18 protein-coding genes and 1 pseudogene are annotated in these 16,213 nt (G+C 52.0%); 5 read left to right on the top strand and 14 right to left on the bottom strand.

The annotated features are described in order from the left end of the window. Window positions 1–179 (top strand): annotated as a pseudogene (locus BLO51_RS18315) (transposase); the annotation flags it as partial. Between the two features lie 93 nt (window positions 180–272). Here the strand turns inward: BLO51_RS18315 and BLO51_RS28700 are convergent. The 3 genes from BLO51_RS28700 to BLO51_RS18325 form a co-directional block, all read right to left on the bottom strand. Then, entirely contained in the window at window positions 273–974 is a 702-nt protein-coding gene (locus BLO51_RS28700; protein WP_143006921.1) for an ABC transporter permease, read from the bottom strand. Window positions 975–1,459: 485 nt separating this feature from the next. Beyond that, entirely contained in the window at window positions 1,460–2,452 is a 993-nt protein-coding gene (locus BLO51_RS18320; RefSeq protein ID WP_090674174.1) for an acrylyl-CoA reductase family protein, read from the bottom strand. 27 nt (window positions 2,453–2,479) lie between these two features. Next, window positions 2,480–3,382, bottom strand: a complete 903-nt coding sequence (locus BLO51_RS18325; RefSeq protein WP_090674176.1) for a LysR family transcriptional regulator — start codon at window positions 3,380–3,382, stop codon at window positions 2,480–2,482. A gap of 109 nt (window positions 3,383–3,491) precedes the next feature. Between BLO51_RS18325 and BLO51_RS18330 the strand changes: the two genes are divergently transcribed. Beyond that, window positions 3,492–3,863 carry a CidA/LrgA family holin-like protein gene (locus tag BLO51_RS18330; protein WP_090674178.1) on the top strand — a complete coding sequence of 124 codons (372 nt, stop codon included), beginning with the start codon at window positions 3,492–3,494 and terminating at the stop codon, window positions 3,861–3,863. Further along, entirely contained in the window at window positions 3,860–4,540 is a 681-nt protein-coding gene (locus BLO51_RS18335; protein ID WP_090674179.1) for an LrgB family protein, read from the top strand. Before BLO51_RS18330 ends, BLO51_RS18335 begins: the two co-directional genes overlap by 4 nt. 85 nt (window positions 4,541–4,625) lie before the next feature. On the opposite strand, the gene BLO51_RS18340 is transcribed toward BLO51_RS18335, so the two are convergent. From BLO51_RS18340 to BLO51_RS18350, 3 genes are all read right to left on the bottom strand, one after another. Then, window positions 4,626–4,889, bottom strand: a complete 264-nt coding sequence (locus BLO51_RS18340) for a YqkE family protein (RefSeq protein ID WP_090674181.1) — start codon at window positions 4,887–4,889, stop codon at window positions 4,626–4,628. A 17-nt stretch (window positions 4,890–4,906) separates the two neighbouring features. Beyond that, window positions 4,907–5,458, bottom strand: coding sequence for a histidine phosphatase family protein (locus BLO51_RS18345; RefSeq protein ID WP_090674183.1), 552 nt, complete (start codon window positions 5,456–5,458; stop codon window positions 4,907–4,909). Between the two features lie 102 nt (window positions 5,459–5,560). Further along, window positions 5,561–5,989, bottom strand: a complete 429-nt coding sequence (locus BLO51_RS18350) for a DUF1284 domain-containing protein (protein WP_090674185.1) — start codon at window positions 5,987–5,989, stop codon at window positions 5,561–5,563. A gap of 182 nt (window positions 5,990–6,171) precedes the next feature. On the opposite strand from BLO51_RS18350, the gene BLO51_RS28705 reads away from it, so the two are divergent. Further along, the gene (locus tag BLO51_RS28705; protein ID WP_143006922.1) at window positions 6,172–6,651 is read left to right on the top strand and encodes a hypothetical protein; all 480 of its coding nucleotides are present in this window, start codon (window positions 6,172–6,174) and stop codon (window positions 6,649–6,651) included. 43 nt (window positions 6,652–6,694) lie between these two features. Here BLO51_RS28705 and BLO51_RS18355 read toward each other — a convergent pair whose 3' ends face one another. Next, window positions 6,695–7,480, bottom strand: coding sequence for a DUF4367 domain-containing protein (locus BLO51_RS18355; RefSeq protein ID WP_090674187.1), 786 nt, complete (start codon window positions 7,478–7,480; stop codon window positions 6,695–6,697). Next, window positions 7,473–8,045, bottom strand: coding sequence for an RNA polymerase sigma factor (locus BLO51_RS18360; protein WP_090674189.1), 573 nt, complete (start codon window positions 8,043–8,045; stop codon window positions 7,473–7,475). The genes BLO51_RS18355 and BLO51_RS18360 overlap by 8 nt, the downstream gene beginning before the upstream one ends. A 317-nt stretch (window positions 8,046–8,362) precedes the next feature. On the opposite strand from BLO51_RS18360, the gene BLO51_RS18365 reads away from it, so the two are divergent. Then, on the top strand, window positions 8,363–8,746 hold the full coding sequence (locus BLO51_RS18365) for an AbrB/MazE/SpoVT family DNA-binding domain-containing protein (RefSeq protein WP_245719729.1): 384 nt from the start codon (window positions 8,363–8,365) through the stop codon (window positions 8,744–8,746). Between the two features lie 69 nt (window positions 8,747–8,815). Here BLO51_RS18365 and BLO51_RS18370 read toward each other — a convergent pair whose 3' ends face one another. From BLO51_RS18370 to BLO51_RS18395, 6 genes are all read right to left on the bottom strand, one after another. Next, the gene (locus BLO51_RS18370) at window positions 8,816–10,588 is read right to left on the bottom strand and encodes a sensor histidine kinase (RefSeq protein WP_090674192.1); all 1,773 of its coding nucleotides are present in this window, start codon (window positions 10,586–10,588) and stop codon (window positions 8,816–8,818) included. Between the two features lie 70 nt (window positions 10,589–10,658). Further along, window positions 10,659–11,462, bottom strand: coding sequence for a response regulator transcription factor (locus BLO51_RS18375; protein ID WP_090674193.1), 804 nt, complete (start codon window positions 11,460–11,462; stop codon window positions 10,659–10,661). Window positions 11,463–11,545: 83 nt separating this feature from the next. Continuing rightward, the gene (locus tag BLO51_RS18380; RefSeq protein WP_090674195.1) at window positions 11,546–13,207 is read right to left on the bottom strand and encodes an extracellular solute-binding protein; all 1,662 of its coding nucleotides are present in this window, start codon (window positions 13,205–13,207) and stop codon (window positions 11,546–11,548) included. A 67-nt stretch (window positions 13,208–13,274) separates the two neighbouring features. Continuing rightward, entirely contained in the window at window positions 13,275–14,162 is an 888-nt protein-coding gene (locus BLO51_RS18385) for a carbohydrate ABC transporter permease (RefSeq protein WP_425415818.1), read from the bottom strand. 13 nt (window positions 14,163–14,175) lie between these two features. Next, window positions 14,176–15,039, bottom strand: a complete 864-nt coding sequence (locus BLO51_RS18390; protein ID WP_245719732.1) for an ABC transporter permease — start codon at window positions 15,037–15,039, stop codon at window positions 14,176–14,178. A gap of 341 nt (window positions 15,040–15,380) precedes the next feature. Further along, complete coding sequence (locus tag BLO51_RS18395; protein WP_090674201.1) at window positions 15,381–16,211, bottom strand: carbohydrate ABC transporter permease; 831 nt, start codon at window positions 16,209–16,211, stop codon at window positions 15,381–15,383. Window positions 16,212–16,213 lie beyond the last annotated feature (2 nt).

Consider the following 16,213-nt stretch of genomic DNA (forward strand, 5'->3'; position numbering starts at 1 on the left):
CGAGCAAATTGCCGAGATGTACAAGGCAAGATGGGGCATCGAAGTTTTCTTCCGATGGATCAAGCAAAACTTGAATGTCCCTGTTCTGTTTGGATCCACGAAAAATGCCGTATTCAACCAGTTGTTCGCTGCACTCATGACGTATGTCGTCTTGAGATGGCTATATGACCATTCCAAATCGCTCATCATCGCTTGCAAGTCCATGCCACTCATCCGATTTAAGGAACTCATGCAAGAGAATCAATTCCAGGCGGAATGGCTCATTGCTGTTACTAAGATTCTGGATAAATACGTCTATTTCTCACGTCTTGATATCCCAAAAGTTGGTTAATCAACAGGCGTGAAATAAAGGGGATGTTTGCTGTTCTCGATAGTCCCTTCTGTGTACTCTCGATTAGAGTAACTAATGGATTCATCTTTATAATCGTATTGGTAATATCAGTAACTGTAGATTTTCGATTACTGTCTAAAATAATTCTCGCGCCGGATGTTATAGGAAACGGGTTTGGTTTATAAAGCAGTATCAGGTAATCCGTTGAGTTAGCAAAAGAAGCGCCCATAACACCAATTACTTCAAAATCTTCGCCTTGAAATGAAATGTATTTTTTTTCATTATTTTCTTTAACGTATTTTGTCATTTCCTTTCCAATAACAGCTTTTGCACTTTTATCCGTTTTTGAAAAGAAACGACCCGTTATTATTGGAGGCGACCAATCATCACTTTGTTCCAATAATAAACGATGTGTATCGTTATATTCGATAAAAACTCTGTAACTTGATTTTGATCGTAGAGATTTCAGCCAATCGTAATTATCATTATTAATAAAAACTGCATGATGATTCGTGTAAAGCTCGTTGGATAATACATGAAACCTTTCTTGTTTTTCTATATATATTAGGAAACAATAACAGAGTGAATAAAGACAAATAAAAAAAAGGATAAATATAATGTCTTTTTTTTGGGGTGCAAACATGTTACTTTCCTCATTTCACTGTAATAAAGGTAAAGGCTACTTTAAAAGATAAAGTAGCCTTTATTTCATACACATATGAATTTGATATGTGATCATAAAGGGATTTATTCATTTCCCCAGAAGTACTAATTATTACCTTAATTCGCTTTTTCATACTTTAAACATCCTAATTAAAAGTAAATTATAGAAATTCAAACTAAGATGACTTACCTTATTTTATCTCATATGGAAAATGAATTACAATAGGATAATTATCCTAGTATGTTTTCGCCTATTCGCTATTCGACATGGGTAAAATATAACTGGAGGGCTGCATGATAGGCTGGTTTTTACCTACTACATTTTTGGTATGAATGCTTCGTTGCATAGGGTGAAAGGGGAGTGGTTTGGAGGATTCATATGATAGGCAATCGGCGAAATAGAATGCGTGCCGTAGGAGGCCCCCGAAAACTACACTGCCGAAGTTTTCGGGCGGCCCCCCGCGTTTATCTAAGCTTCACAACAACCTTCCCGCGGACGCCGCTTTGCAGAATGTGCTGCAGAGCGGCAGGCAGTTCGTCGAGCGTCGTTTCCGCATGGACCATCGCTTCAAGCCGCGGCGGCTTCAGATCGGTCGCCATCCGTTCCCATAGCCGCTGCCGGAGCGGAAGTGTGCAGTAGGCGGAATCGATGCCGAGCAGGTTCACACCGCGAAGAATGAATGGGAACACGGCCGCCGTAAATTCGGCGCCGCCGGTCAGTCCGCTAAGCGCCACGGAGCCGCCGCGGCGGATGGCGCTAAGAATATGAGGCAGCGCGGCCCCGCCCACCGGATCGACGGCGCCCGCCCACCGTTCCTTGGTCAAGGGCTTGACCGTGTCCGGGTACAGCTCTTCCCGGTGAAGAATCGAACCGGCTCCCAGCTCGCGCAGGTAGTCATGCTCCTGCGCTTTCCCCGTGCTGGCCGTGACTTCGTACCCCGATGCCGCAAGCATGGAGACGGCGTGGCTTCCGACGCCGCCGGTCGCTCCGGTGACGAGCACGGGGCCGTTCTCGGGGCGCAAGCCGTTCTCTTCCATGCGGTGGACCGACAGCGCCGCCGTCAGTCCCGACGTTCCAAGGATCATCGCCTCGCGGTGAGATAATCCTTTTGGCAGGGGGATCACCCATGCGGCGGGAACTCTCGCATATTCGCTAAACCCGCCGGAATGCCCGACGCCAAGCTCATAGCTTGTCGCCAGCACCTCGTCGCCTTCGCGAAACCACGGATCGTTCGAAGCGGCTACCGTCCCGGCGAGATCAATCCCCGGCACGATCGGATAACTGCGGACCACCTGACCCTTCGGACTAGCCACCAAGCCGTCTTTGTAATTGACGCCGGAGTAGGCGACCCGAATGAGCACCTCGCCTTCCGACAAATCGTCCAAGCTGAGAGTTTGTACGCCTACCAAAAACTGATTCTCCGTTTTGTCCACGACGAGTGCACGAAATCGTTCCATATTTACGTACCCCTTCCGAAAATGGATTTAAAGAGACGGCCTGCCTTGGTTCGTCAAATGCGCCTTCGAGAAGCGGACCCACTCCCGCGCGGCAAACGACAGATAGCGGCCCTTCCGCCAAATCATGCCCAGGTGCCATGGGATGGCCGGGGCGGTTAGCGTGACCGTGGTGACGCGGTTCGGGTCGAGCATGCCGCAGATGCTTTCCGGCAGCAGGGCGACGCCCATTCCCGCAGCGACCATTTCATAGATAAAATCCCACTGCGAGCTTTCGTACCAGATCCGGGGCCGGAATCCGACGCCGCCGCAAGCCTCGATAATCCGCTCGTGCAGCGCAAAGTCTTCCCGGAACAAAATGAAAGCCTCGTCCCGCAGCTCGGCCAGTCGGACTTCCTTTCTGCCCGCCAACGGATGGGAAGGAGGGAGAACGGCCCGCAAGCGTTCGTTCACAAACGAGTACGATTCGAAGACTTCCTCGTCCACCGGCAAAAGCACCACGCCGACGTCCAGCGTGCCGTCCTCCACCTTTTCCGCCAGCTTGACCGAGCCGTCCTCCTCCAACTGAATTGTCAGACCCGGATACGTATCGCGAAACAGACTCAAAATGCCGGGGAAAAACCTCGCGCCCACCATTGGCGGCAGTCCGATCCGGATATGCCCTTTTTTGAAATTCGTCAAATCGCCAAGCTGCAGCTCCAAATGCTTGAACGAAAGGACGATATCCTGCGCCTGATTGGCAATAAGCTGGCCGGCGTCGGTCAGCTCAAGTGTTTTGCCGGAGCGGACGAAGAGCGGGACACCCAGCTCCTCTTCCAGATTTTTGATCGCTTTGCTGATGGTGGGCTGAGTAATGTGCAGCGCCTCGGCCGCTTTGGTAAAGCCGCTGCGGCGGATGATCTCCAGCACATACTCCAACTGCCGGATATCGATGCGCGAACACCTCCTTTACATAGACGATAGGAATGAAAGAAATTCGATATATTCATTTTACCTATGAAAGGAAGGGGTGTAAACTTTGGATGGAAAGGAGCTGTGCAACATGGCGGCTTTTGTGAAAACTTTGGGGCAGGTGCTCTTTTTTGTCCTCGTTTCGTGGTTGTTGAACGGGCTGTCGGCTTTGCTTCATTTACCCGTTCCAGGGAGCATTCTCGGAATCGTTCTGGTCTTTGTGCTGCTTCAACTGAAAATTATCCGGATCGAATGGATCGATCTGGGAGCCAAGTGGCTTTTGGCGGAAATGCTGCTGTTTTTCATCCCTGCGGCGGCCGGGATGGTTCAATATCAGGCGCTGCTGCGGGATTACGGCCTGCCGATTATGCTCGTGCTGGTGTGCAGCCTTGTCGTCGTTATGCTCTCGGCAGGGCTTGTGGCGCAAGCGATCGTGAAGCGAAAGGAGCGGAACCCATCATGACCTGGCTATCATTCGGTTTGCTGCTCTTCACCGTAGCCGTTTATTATGGCATAAAAAGCTTGTACCGCAGGAGACCTAAAATCTACCTGTCGCCGCTGCTGCTGACGCCAACGGTTATCATCGTCCTGCTGGTGCAAGGGGACATTCCTTACGAAACCTACAACGCCGGAGCGCACTGGCTGACGGATATGATCGGACCCGCGACAATTGCCTTGGCCGTGCCGCTCTATAAAAATATTACGCTGTTGCGCAAATATGCCGTAGAAATTATGGCCAGCGTGCTGATCGGCTCCGCGGCGGGAGTCGCGACTTCGGTGTGGATCGCCAAGGGGCTGCGCCTCGACGGGCAGATCATTGACGGTCTGGTGCTGCGCTCCACGACAACGCCGATTGCCATCGCCATCACGGATATGATCGGGGGCATCCCTGCGATGACGGCGCTGTTCGTGCTGGTCACGGGCTTGCTCGGCACGGTCGTCGGGCCGATGCTTATCCGGCTGTTTCGCATCCGCAGCGGGGTAGCGCAGGGCGTGCTGCTCGGAACGAGCGCCCATACAGCCGGGACGACGACGGCGTTCGAGTTCGGCGTCGTCTCCGGCACGGTGTCGAGCATTTCCATGCTCGTGACCGCGCTTCTGGCGCTGGTCGTTGTCCCTTGGCTGGTCCAGCTCCTGTAAGGCCGCCGGAGTAAAATTCAATGACAAAATAAACCCTCCAGGATCACGTCTGAGCGTGATTTTGGAGGGTTTATCGTTTTCTCGCTCAATTGTACTTCTTCTTCCAGTCCATGCCGCTGTTGTTCAGCAAATACTCGAAGTCGTTGTCCAGCCGCTTCTGCTCGGCCTTGCGGGCCGCTTCCGTCTGCTTTCTGGCTTCCTCGCGCTGAATCTCGGCTTCGGCCTTCATTTGATCCGCCTGCGCTTTCAGCTTGTTGACGACGTCCGGATTCAACAAATCCTTCAGCGTAGCGGGTTTGTCTTGGGAAGCGGCGCTCGAAGGAGCCGCCGGCTTATTTTTCTTCGCCATGGCACTCACCTTTCGCGTTAATTTTCGAACAAATACAGCTTGCCGTTCTCTGGTGTGCCGAACTTCGGTCCCCGGAAGCCGCGCGCAAGCAAAGCTTTTCTCATCGCCATCATCAAGGCGGCATGGCTGACGATAAGCACATTTCCGTCGCCCTGCCGGAAAATCTCATCCAACGCAGCGTCGGCCCGTTTTCGGGTATCGTTCATGCTTTCCGGCATCGACCGGGAGGCCTTAAACCACAAGGTTTTGAGCAGCACGGCCCACATCATGAGCGGCAGCCGTACCTTTGTCCGGAACGACGGAGGCGGAACCTCACGCAGCATGTTCCAATGCATAATGGTTCCGTCATAAATATGCTTGGCCGTGCGGGCCGCTCTGGGCATATCGCTGGCATAACAACGGTTCCATTCGATGCCGCCCAGGTCGGTCTGGCCGAGCTCGATATCGGATTCGTCATACTCCGCGAACCATTGCTCAAGCTCTTGGGCCGAGATTAGAAATTGCGGCGGATAATCCTTTTTTACTTTATAATGCCGAACCAAACCGACTTTCATTTCGTCTCCAACCATCCTTGCTTGTAGAAGTCCGTCTCTTTATCATACCTCGGGTGGACGGGATGTTAAAGGGCCAGTTTCCCTATATCGATTTTATCGACCGCTGCGCCGTGTCGGTTACCGGTTGGCGACCGGGGGCAGCGGCTCACCGCTGCGGATCAGGCGGACCCCGTCCTTGCAGACGCCGTAACGCTCCCAAGGACAGGTCGCGCACAGCAGGCCAATGTCGTCCGGACGCATGGTCGCGGAGACGACGGTGCAGATGTCCGCCCACGTCATCGCGGTCCCGGTATGCAGTCCAAGCTTGTCCAGCACGCGGGTGTCCCGGTCGTATACGTTATGGTCGTCGCAATGCGGGGGCTGGTCCTTGGGATACGCGCTGCAGATGTCGTCGGGTCCTTCGACAAGCTCGATTCGGGTGTCCGGCTGCTTCCGGAGCGTTTCGTATACGACCGTCATATTGTCGCAAAACGAATCGGAGTACCCCATTCCACGGTACCCGAGCAGGCAAAGTAAATGATGGCCGCGGAGCCGGATGCTGTTCATAGACCTCTCTCCATTTTCGCATGGATATGCAGAATATTGTTAACTGATTATATCATAATTGCTTGCTTAGCTTCGCGCCCGCCGAATGATTGTTGAAGCCAACATGCTTGAAAATAAAACGTTAGATTTTGAATAGATAAGGCGTTAAGAATAATGAATCGAATTTTAAGGGGGAATCAATTTTGAGACCATTGGCTGCAAAAACGGTAATGATGGCCGTACTTGCGATTGCCCTTGCAATTCCTGGACAAGCTATGGCGGCTAAAACGCCGCCACCGCCGCAAGATGCTACTCCATGTACTTCATGTACTCTATTTACCCGGTTTGACCCCAATCATAAATACCTCGAAAACGGTAACGCTTACATAAGTTATAGCGGGGAAGGGAAGGCAAGTGTATGGGGGGAAAGCATTGCGACTCGTAGAGTGAATACAGTCGGGTTACAGTTGGTTTTACAGCGTTGGACGGGAAGTGAATGGATTGACGTGTACACAGGAGAGAAAACGGAGATGGGCAATTCATCGCGGATGAATACGACCATCGACAATTTGTCCGTTTCGAGCGGCTATTATTATCGGGTGAAATCGTACCATTGGATTACTTACGGTAGTACAAATGAAGATGGTTTTCGTCATTCCTCCGTCTTGCTCATTCCGGATTAAAGAAAAAAAGCGAATAGGGGGGTTCTTCCCCCTTGTTCGCTATTCACTGCAATGATGCTCCAATCTTTAGAACGTCCTCTTTGGCGATGGGACCGGAGATATAAATTTTAATTCGGTCTTTCGTCAGCCATTCCAAGCTTGTTATGCCGCCATTACGATCCACGAATAAGATCGCCGGATGTTCCCCCACAAAAACGTCAAAAAATTCCCCCGCATCGCTATGAATGTCCGTTTTAAGCGCCCCTGTTTTTCCTTCGATTTTTCGTTGACTGATCTTTAACAGCTCTCCATCTTCATCAAGGTATTCAAAGTAGGCATCATGATATGTTCCGTCCGCTTCCTTTGTGATGAACACGGCATCTAACCTGAATTTTTCAGGTACGTAAGATGGAGTCAAGAGAGGGAAGGCCATTTTATTTTTTGCTTCTTCTAAGCTGGTTTTCTCGGGAGCGAAGCTGCTGCCGGGACGATTCGAGACAGGCAGTTTTTCTTCCGGAGGTGCCGTTGTTTTAGCGTTTGCAGCTTCCTGACTCGGCGGAGCCTCATAAAAAATTTCAATAATATTGCCCTGAACCTTTTTCAGCAGCGAGGCAATTTGCGCGTAGGATGTAGAGAAATCGCTATTCAGAAAAAAGCTAATGACAAAGGAACAGGCGATAATCGCCGCGGTTAGCTTCATGCGTCGGACGAACATTTTACGGCGGCCGATCTTTTTTAGCCTGTGCTGCACTTGCAGCCAGGACGCCGAGCCGTTGGGAATTTCTACGTTGGCATGGTTACGTTTTAACATTTCCTTCAGATTGTGATCATCATGGTCTAAATTACGCATCTTGATCAACCCATTTTCTTGAGAAATAATAAAACAATTTCTTGCGGGCTCTTGTTAGGATTTGAGCGAGGGCTTGTTCTGATATCTGTAATTCCTGTGCGATTTCACGGTATGGTTTCTCTTCGATGTAAAACAAAAGCAGCACATGCCGGTATTTGAGATTCAACTGATTGAGAGCTTCATGGAGCATTTCGTCGCGGATTATTTCTTCTACCTGATCAGCTACGGTACGTTCTTCGGTTGGAGAAAAGTACTCATTGTCTTTAACGAGCTGCAGATCGGATACATGCCGGTATTTTTTGTTTTTTTTAAAGCAGTCGTAAGCCGTGTTCCGGGCCACTTTCTTGAGCCAAGCTTTCATATTTAAAGTGTTTTTCAGCCTTGGTGCTTTTTCTATCACTTTTAAGAATGATTCTTGTACTACATCTTCGGCTAAGGCATGATCCCTGAACAGAAAGTATATGTCGTGATAGATCAGTTCCCGAAAAGAATGATAGATCAATTCTTGAGATGAGTTGTCCAGGTGATGGAAATTGTTGCGTAAAAACGTGAGCCATTGCTCCATTTATATTCCTCCAACACCATTCTCTTGTATACAATTGCTAAAACGAGCATTTTGTGTAATTTGTTTCTTTTTTGCGAATTTTTTTGTCAAGTTTGTTCTTGATAGATCGTTATATGTAGTAGGAATCGTGTCTTGTTGGATGATGTACAGATTGATGAGATGGTGAAGAAGGGGTATCCTTCACTTCTATAACGGAAAGGAACTCCAAAAGCTGACGATGGTATATTTATCCTTATTATAGCAGGATTTGCAATGGATAAGCTTATTCTAGGTTACGGGAGTATGGGAATATGAGAAAAACGGGCATCGTCCGACATGTGGACCATCTGGGACGTCTTAATCTGCCGATTGAACTGCAGCGAACTTTGAGTATGGGATTTGGTGATGCAATTGAATTTTTTGTCGATGACGAAAAAAGGCAGGTGCTGATCCGGAAATACCGAGCGGAGGAATGTATTTTTTGTTCCTCCACGGAGCGGCTTGTCTTTTTTCGCGGACGGTTTATCTGCTGGGCCTGTTTAAAGGCGTTGCCCGGGAACAATGAACCGCTGGCTGGAATGAAGCAAAAACGGAATAAGGACACGCGGCTCCTCTTGGCTTCGGTGATGAAACAGTATCCATCGGCTTCGCAAACAGAATGGGGTCATATGATCGGCGTATCGCAGGGCTGGATCAGCCAACTGCTCAAGCAATTGAAATAAGCTTCCCGCTACGGGAAGCTTATTCTTGCCGCACAATTTTGCCAACTTGAGCGATATTGTTCAGCATCCTCACGCCTCCCCCGGACGTCGTCCGGCATCCAGCTCCGCCCGACTGGATACATATGGCGCCGTCCGCGGCACGCACGGCAGCCGGATCGTCACCGACGTCCCGATGCCCAGCTTGCTGTAGATGCTCACGCCGTACGGCTTGCCGTAATGCAGCTCGATCCGTTGGTGAACGTTGCGGATGCCGTACCCGGCTTCTTCGCCGTCGTCGAACTGCGAGATGCGCCGCAGCGTCTCCGGCGTCATTCCGACGCCATCATCGATGATGCGGAACTCGATGTCTTCGCCGATGCGTCGTCCAGCAACCCGGATATGCACCCGGTCGCCAGTCCAGGCATGCTTCAGCACATTTTCCAAAAACGGCTGCAAAATCAGCTTGACCATCTCGTAGCGCAGCAGCTCCGGCTCAATCTCGAACAGGACGTCCAGTCGGTCGGTGTACTTCACCTTTTGAATATCGAGATAGGCCTTTGCTTGCTCCAGCTCGTTCGCTACCGGAATAATCGTGCGTCCTTCGTTGAGCGAAAGCCGGTAAAACAACGCCAGATTGCTGACCATCCGGTGCAGCTGCTCGACTTGCCCGAACTTGGCCAGCAAGCTGATCGAGGACAATGTATTGTACAGAAAGTGCGGATTGATCTGGGCCTGCAGCGATTCCAGCTCGGCTTCTTTCTTCTTGATGCTGGCTACGTACACCTGTTGAATCAGCCCGTCGATATGCTCTGCCATCGTGTTGATGGATTGCGAGATCGTCAAGAACTCGTCCTTTCCTTTGAAGCGTATCCGCTTATGGAAGCTGCCGTGGCGGAACGAATCAAGCACCTTCACAATGTGCGACACCCGCTTGGAGAAGTAGCGGGACAGGAACCCGCCCACGCCCAGAAAGAGCAGGAAGCTGGCCGACCCGATGACGGCGGTTAGCACCTTCACTTTCTTCGCATCCTTCTCGACCCATTCCTTCGGAATGCTGGCCACGAGCTTCCAGTCCAAATCTTGGAACGGCTCCGTTATCGTCAGATAATTACTTTCCCCGACTTGGGCAATCCGGTCGGTCGTCCAGGCGCCCCGCTCGAACAAAATTTGCCCTTGTCCGTCCTCGATCCGAACCGACGTGCCTTCCCCGAAGTCCGGAGAGACGGTCTCGAACATCTCGGTCAGCTTCACGGTGAGCCGCATGAACCCGAAATCCAACTGGCGGTTGAAGGAAGTCGTATCCACGAGCCGCCGCAGGAGCGAAATATTGCCGAATTCGGCATCCCGGTCGATCTGCCGCCATTGCATGGTCATCCCGTAACGCTCCGGGGGAAAGTCCTTATACCACGAGTTGTCAGCGATCCGCTTCAAATACATCATGTTATAGCTCTTGCCGGCATAGATCAGCGGGTCCGAATCGTTATAAAACGAATAAATCTCAGGCAACGTTTCGTTGCGCAAGTAAACGACGAGCCAGATGCGGTGGTTCGTCGCCTTGATAACGCTGTCGAACTTGGGTTCCAAATACTGCGTCACCGATTCGTAGCCGTAGTAGCCTTCATTCAATCTTCTCAGACGGGAAGCGACGGTCTCGTCGTAATAGATCATATCCGACAGACGAACCGTATCCTTCATCCGGTATTCGATATTGTCCTTCATCTGGCGCAGTGTCGCCTGAACGTTCTCGCTCGTCTGCTTGCGGACCGAATCCACGAAGATCCAATTGGCAAAATAACCGAACAAGATCACGTGAACCAAGGTAAGCAGCATATAGGACAGCATCAGCTTGTACCCGAAGGGCATGTATCTTGCTTCCGGCCCGGAAGCGGCAGCGTTATTTTGCCGGAATCGACGGAGTATGGATCGGATTCGACTATTGGCCATTGCGGAATTCCAGCGGGGTCATCCGGTACGTTTCCTTGAATTGCTTGCTGAAATAAGGCATATAGCGGTAACCGACCCGATAAGCGACCTCATAAATGCGCAGCTTCGGATCGCGGAGCAGCTCTCCGGCCTTTTCCATACGCAGCGCGACAAGATATTCATGGAACGTCTGACCCGTCGCTTCCTTGAAGATTTGCCCGAGGTAATTCGGCGAGAACGAGAATCGATCCGCCACTTCCTTCAGCGTGAGCGGCTGATCCAGCCCGCTGCGCATCATGCCGATCATTTCTTGAATCAGCTTCCCGTTTTTGCCGATCCCGTCTGCAGCCTTGCCATCGATAGCTGCGGATGGGGCAGGCCTTGCGCCGCCCGACAGCATCTGCCGGACCTCATGCTCCGCTTGCTCGCGCATGCGGGCGTCGTCCAGATCGCGCCGAATACGCTCAAGCGATTGAATGAGCTCGTCCTCGTTCATCGGCTTCAGCACGTAGCTGTAAGCTTGCAAGCTCAGGGCTTCCTTCACATACTGAAAATCTTTGTAACCGCTGACGAAAACGATCCGCACGTCGTGGAAACGCTCCTTCACACGTTTCGCCAGCTCAAGTCCGGACATGTTGGGCATATTGACGTCGGTGACCAGCACATCGATCTTCTGGGTCTCGATCAGCTCGCAAGCGGAGAATCCGTTCGTCACGGCGCCCACAATCTCCATCCCGAGCGACTCCCAGGGAATAAACGTCTTCATTCCTTCCAGATCCAGCGTCTCATCGTCTGCGATCAGCACTTTGTACATGTCGGTCCTCCTCTGCCTTGGATCTTCGAATGAAATGGAAAAGCAGGTGCGCTGGTAGCGCACCCTGCCTTGTCTGCATGTCCTTATTTCTTCTTCATTTTCTCTTCGTTTTCCTTCCAGCGCTTCGTCAAATATTCGTTCAGCTTGTCGATGCCGAGCGTTTGCGCGTCTTTCTCGCCTTTGTCGATGATTTCAATCACTTCTTGCTCGCTTTTGGCGAGAATCGCTTGGGCGCGGACTTTCTTATACAATTCGATCCAGCGCTCGCGAATGAGCCCTTCGGGGCTGTCCTGCGGCGGCTCGATCCCGCGAAGCGTCGTCAGGTCCATATGCGTCTTCCAGGTGATGGCATCCTGGTATCTCGTTTCCCAAGAACGCTTCTCTTCCGGCAAGGAAAGCTCGGCCTTCACTTTGATTTTGTCGTTGTACGTCGAGTTGCCGACAATTTGAAGGTCGGTCGTCGCGTTCACGTTCTTCGTACGTTCCGCCGGATCGCTGAAAAATTTGTCCGTCAAGTTCGGCAAGCCCTCGCTGTCCAGACCTTTCCAGTACTGACCTTCCGGACCCCACGCGATTAAGCGCATGCCCTCCGGACTGGTCATCCAGTCCAGCACCGCAAAAATTTTCTCCGGGTCCTTTGCCGTCGTCGTAATCGCTGCGGCGTTCCAGCCCAGCCGGTCGTAGTGGGCCACTTTAATTTTGTTTTTGTCCAGTCCCGGCTTATGGATCGGCCAGATCATGAAGTAGCCGGCATTCGGATCGGATTTGGTCAGCTCGGCATGCGCTTTGGAAGCGTAGTCGGTAGCGGTAATGTCAGCGTATACGGCGACGCGGCCTGTATTGAGCTTTTCGCGGACCTGATCGACCGTTTGCGTCAGCGCGTCCTGCGTCATCAGCTTCTCGCGGTGCAGCTTGTTGACGAAGGTCATCACCTCTTTGTACACCGGATCGGCGAAGATCGACGTGAACTTGCCGTCCTTCGGCACGGCGCGCAGCGTTCCCGCGTAGCTCGCCGGGTTATTTTCCGCGAAGGCGGAGAACAGCAGGTCGACGCCTTTGCCTTCTTTGGCCTGGCCTGGCTCGAACGGAATGATGTTCGGGTACTTCTCCTTGACGAGCTTCAAGTAATTGTACAGGTCGTCAGTCGTTTCCAGCTTCGGCTTGCCGAGCTCTTCGTAAATTTTCTTGTTTATAACGTAACCGGCGTTGCCTGTCGGCTTGTTCGTGTACCAGTTCGGGAACATATACAGCTTGCCGTCTTTGGCGCGCAGCATGTTCAGAATTTCGTCGCCCGCCCATTTTTTCAGGTTCGGGTATTTGTCCAGATACGGGTCAAGCGGCACGAGGACACCGTTCTCGCGCAGCCGCTCGAACTTGTCGCGGTCGCCCCAGATGACGTCCGGCAGGTCCTTGCTGACGATCATTGTGCTCAGCTTGGCTTCCGCGTTGCCACCGGCGTTGATAGCCGTAATGTTGATTTTATACTGCTCTTGAATGTGCTTGGAGAACGCGTCTTTGCCCCAAGGAGGCATTGTATACCAGCTGTAGTTGCCGAAGAACGTGAAGCTTACCGGCTCGCTGCCGATTTTCCACGGCTCCGATGACGATGCGGTCGGCGTCTGCGTTCCGGACGCCGCTTTGTTGTCGGCAGGAGCGCTGCCTCCGCCGGAGCACCCGGAGATGACCGTGCCTAGCGCCATGACGGCTGCCAGCGGCCCCATTCCTTTTTTGACCCAATTGTTCATTGTGTGTATAGCCCCTTTCCCATTGTAAATTCAAGCTATGCTTAAAGCGATGCGCTTTGAAGCCGGACTATTCTTTCAGGGAGCCGACAAGCACGCCCTTGACGAAATACCGCTGCAAGAACGGATAGACGAGAATGATCGGAATCGTCGTGACCATCATGGTAGCCATGGTAAGCGACTTGGTCGTGAACGATTGCCGCTTGGCGAGAAAGCTTTGGGCCGCCGAGTCCTGAGTCATCTCGGAAGCGATATTGGAATCGAGCGTCTGCTTCAGCAGCGCCTGAACCGGCAGCAGGTCCTGATTGTTGATATAGATGGACGCGACGAACCAGTCGTTCCAGTGAGTGACGGCCGTGAACAGCGAGAGCGTTGCGACGACCGGACCGGACAGCGGCAGCACGACGCGCAGGAACGTGCCCCAATAGCCGCAGCCGTCAATCCGCGCCGCATCTTCGAGACCAGCCGGAATTTGGCGGAAGAACGTGCGGAAGATGATCATGCTCCATACGCTGATGATCGACGGAATGACGAATACCCAGAACGAATCGAACAGGCCGAGACCGCGAATCAGCAGGTAGGTTGGAATCAAGCCGCCGCCGAAATAAAGCGTGATGATGCAGAATGTCATGTAATAGTTCCGGCCGATCAACTCCTTGCGGGACAGGCCGTAGGCTAAGATGGACGTCGCCGCGATCGTCAGGAAGGTGCCGACGAGCGTACGGGCGATGGATACGCCGAAGCCTTTCAATATTTTAACGTCTTTTAACACGACTTGGTAATTTTCCAAGGTAAAGGCTCTGGGCCAGAACGTAATGCCTCCGAGGCTCGTATCCGAACCTAGGTTGAACGAGATGACGGCGGCGTTCCAGAACGGATAGAACGTTACGAAGGCCAGAAAGAGCAGCGCAATATGGATAAAGACGCTAAAGACGCGATCCTCCAATGCCAGTTTCATCAATACATCCTCCTTACCACAAGCTGTTGCCGGTTTTTCTCGCGAGATAGTTCGCAAGAGTCAGCAGTCCGACGCTCACGATGGCCTTAAACAAGCCGACGGCTGTCGCGAACGAATAGCGGTTTAACGTAATCCCCATCCGGTATACATACGTGTCCAGAACCTCCGATACGTCGCGCAGCGCCGGATTGACGCCCAACAGCAGCAAATCCTCGAAGCCCGCGTTCAGCAAGTTGCCGATAGCCAGAATGGAGAAAACCATCACGACCGGCAAAATGGATGGAAGCGTTATCAAATAGGTCATACGAAAACGGCTCGCTCCGTCGATGGCGGCGGATTCGTACAGGTGAGGATCGATGGAAGCGATTGCGGCCAAGTATACGATAGAGGCAAAGCCAATCTCCTTCCATACGTTCGTCGAGACGAGGATCGTCCAGAAATATTCCGTGACCGACAAGTAAGGAATCGGTTCGTCGATGATTCCGAGATTTTGCAGCAAAATGTTTACGCTTCCATTATCGGTCGAAAGCAGGGAGATCACGAAGTTCGCGACGATGACCCAAGACAGGAAATACGGCAAGTAGCTGACCGTCTGCACGAAGCGCTTGAAGACCATATTTTTGACTTCGTTCAGCAGAATCGCCAGAATGATCGGCGCCGGAAAGCCGATAGCCAGCTTCAGGAAGCTGATGACAATGGTGTTACGCATCACGACCCCAAGCTCGGGCGCTTGGAAGAAATCGATGAAATGCTTAAAGCCGACCCACGGGCTGGCTGCGAATCCTTTAAACACCGAGAAATCCTGAAATGCGATGATCACACCGTACATCGGGAAATAGCTAAACACTAAGACCAAGACGAGCGCGGGCAGCACCATAAGCTGCAAATCCCATTGCTGGAGCCAGACCGCGACTTTCGTCTTCCCCGGCTTTGCCGCCTGACGACCCTTAGGGACCGCTGTCGCGGTTTCTTTCAAGCCGACCACCCTTTCTTGTAGATTATTGTCGATCTGTCTTTATCTTAAAAGGGATACGATGCGCGCGGCTACTTGCCTAATCAATGAAATGTTATATAAATCAATGATCAGGAACAATTTTCTTCCGTTATGAGAAGTTTGGAGGGGAGAGGGCGGCGGGGAACAAAAAAACAGCGGTCTCCCCGGGAACCGAATCGTCCCGGCGGGAGAGCGCTGTTTTGACGCATAAGCTTGGTGTGGTTTTACTTGCCGCCCGTAAACGTAATGCCTTTGATGAAGAAGCGGTTGAAAAAGGCGTAGATGAGCAGCGCCGGCAGCGTGAACACCATCGACGCGGCCATGATATAGTTCCAGTAGCTGATGTATTGGCCTTTGAAGGTGTTCAGACCGAGCGTCAGCGTGAACATCGACTTGTCGGAAACGAACATGAGCGGCTTCAGGAACTCGTTCCAGGCGCCCATGAACACGAAGATCATCTGCGCGGCAAGCGCCGGAACGGCCAGCGGCAGCGCGATGCGGAAGAAGATGCCGAAGCGGCTCAGCCCGTCAAGCTGGGACGCTTCCTCCAGCTCCTTCGGGAAGTTGATGAAGAACTGGCGCATCATGAACGTGAACGTGGCGTTCGCCATCATCGGTACCGTCAGCGCGGCGTACGAATTCAGCCACCCGAGCTCTTTCATGATCAAGTACGCGGGCACGATCGTGAGCTGGCCCGGAATCATCTGCACACCCAGGATGATGAGGAACATCACTTTGTTGCCGATGAAATCGATGCGTGCAAGCGCATAGCCGGCCATCGAGTTGAACAAAATGTTGCAGACCGTCGCAACGACCGCGATCAGGGCGCTGTTAAACATCCAGCGGGTGAACAGCGGCTCGCGGACGAAAATATCATAGTAATTTTGCAGTGTAAAATGCTTGGGAATAAAGCTGATGCCTCCGGCGACAATCTCTTCCAACGTCTTGAACGAGGAGGAGAGCGCCCACAGGAACGGCACCATCGTCACCGCAGCGTACAGGAACAGCAGTGAGTAAATAACGTACTTGATCCACGGTTTCGGCTGTTTAGCCATCG

It is taken from the genome of Paenibacillus tianmuensis (genome assembly GCF_900100345.1).
Classification (GTDB): Bacteria; Bacillota; Bacilli; order Paenibacillales; family NBRC-103111; genus Paenibacillus_G; species Paenibacillus_G tianmuensis.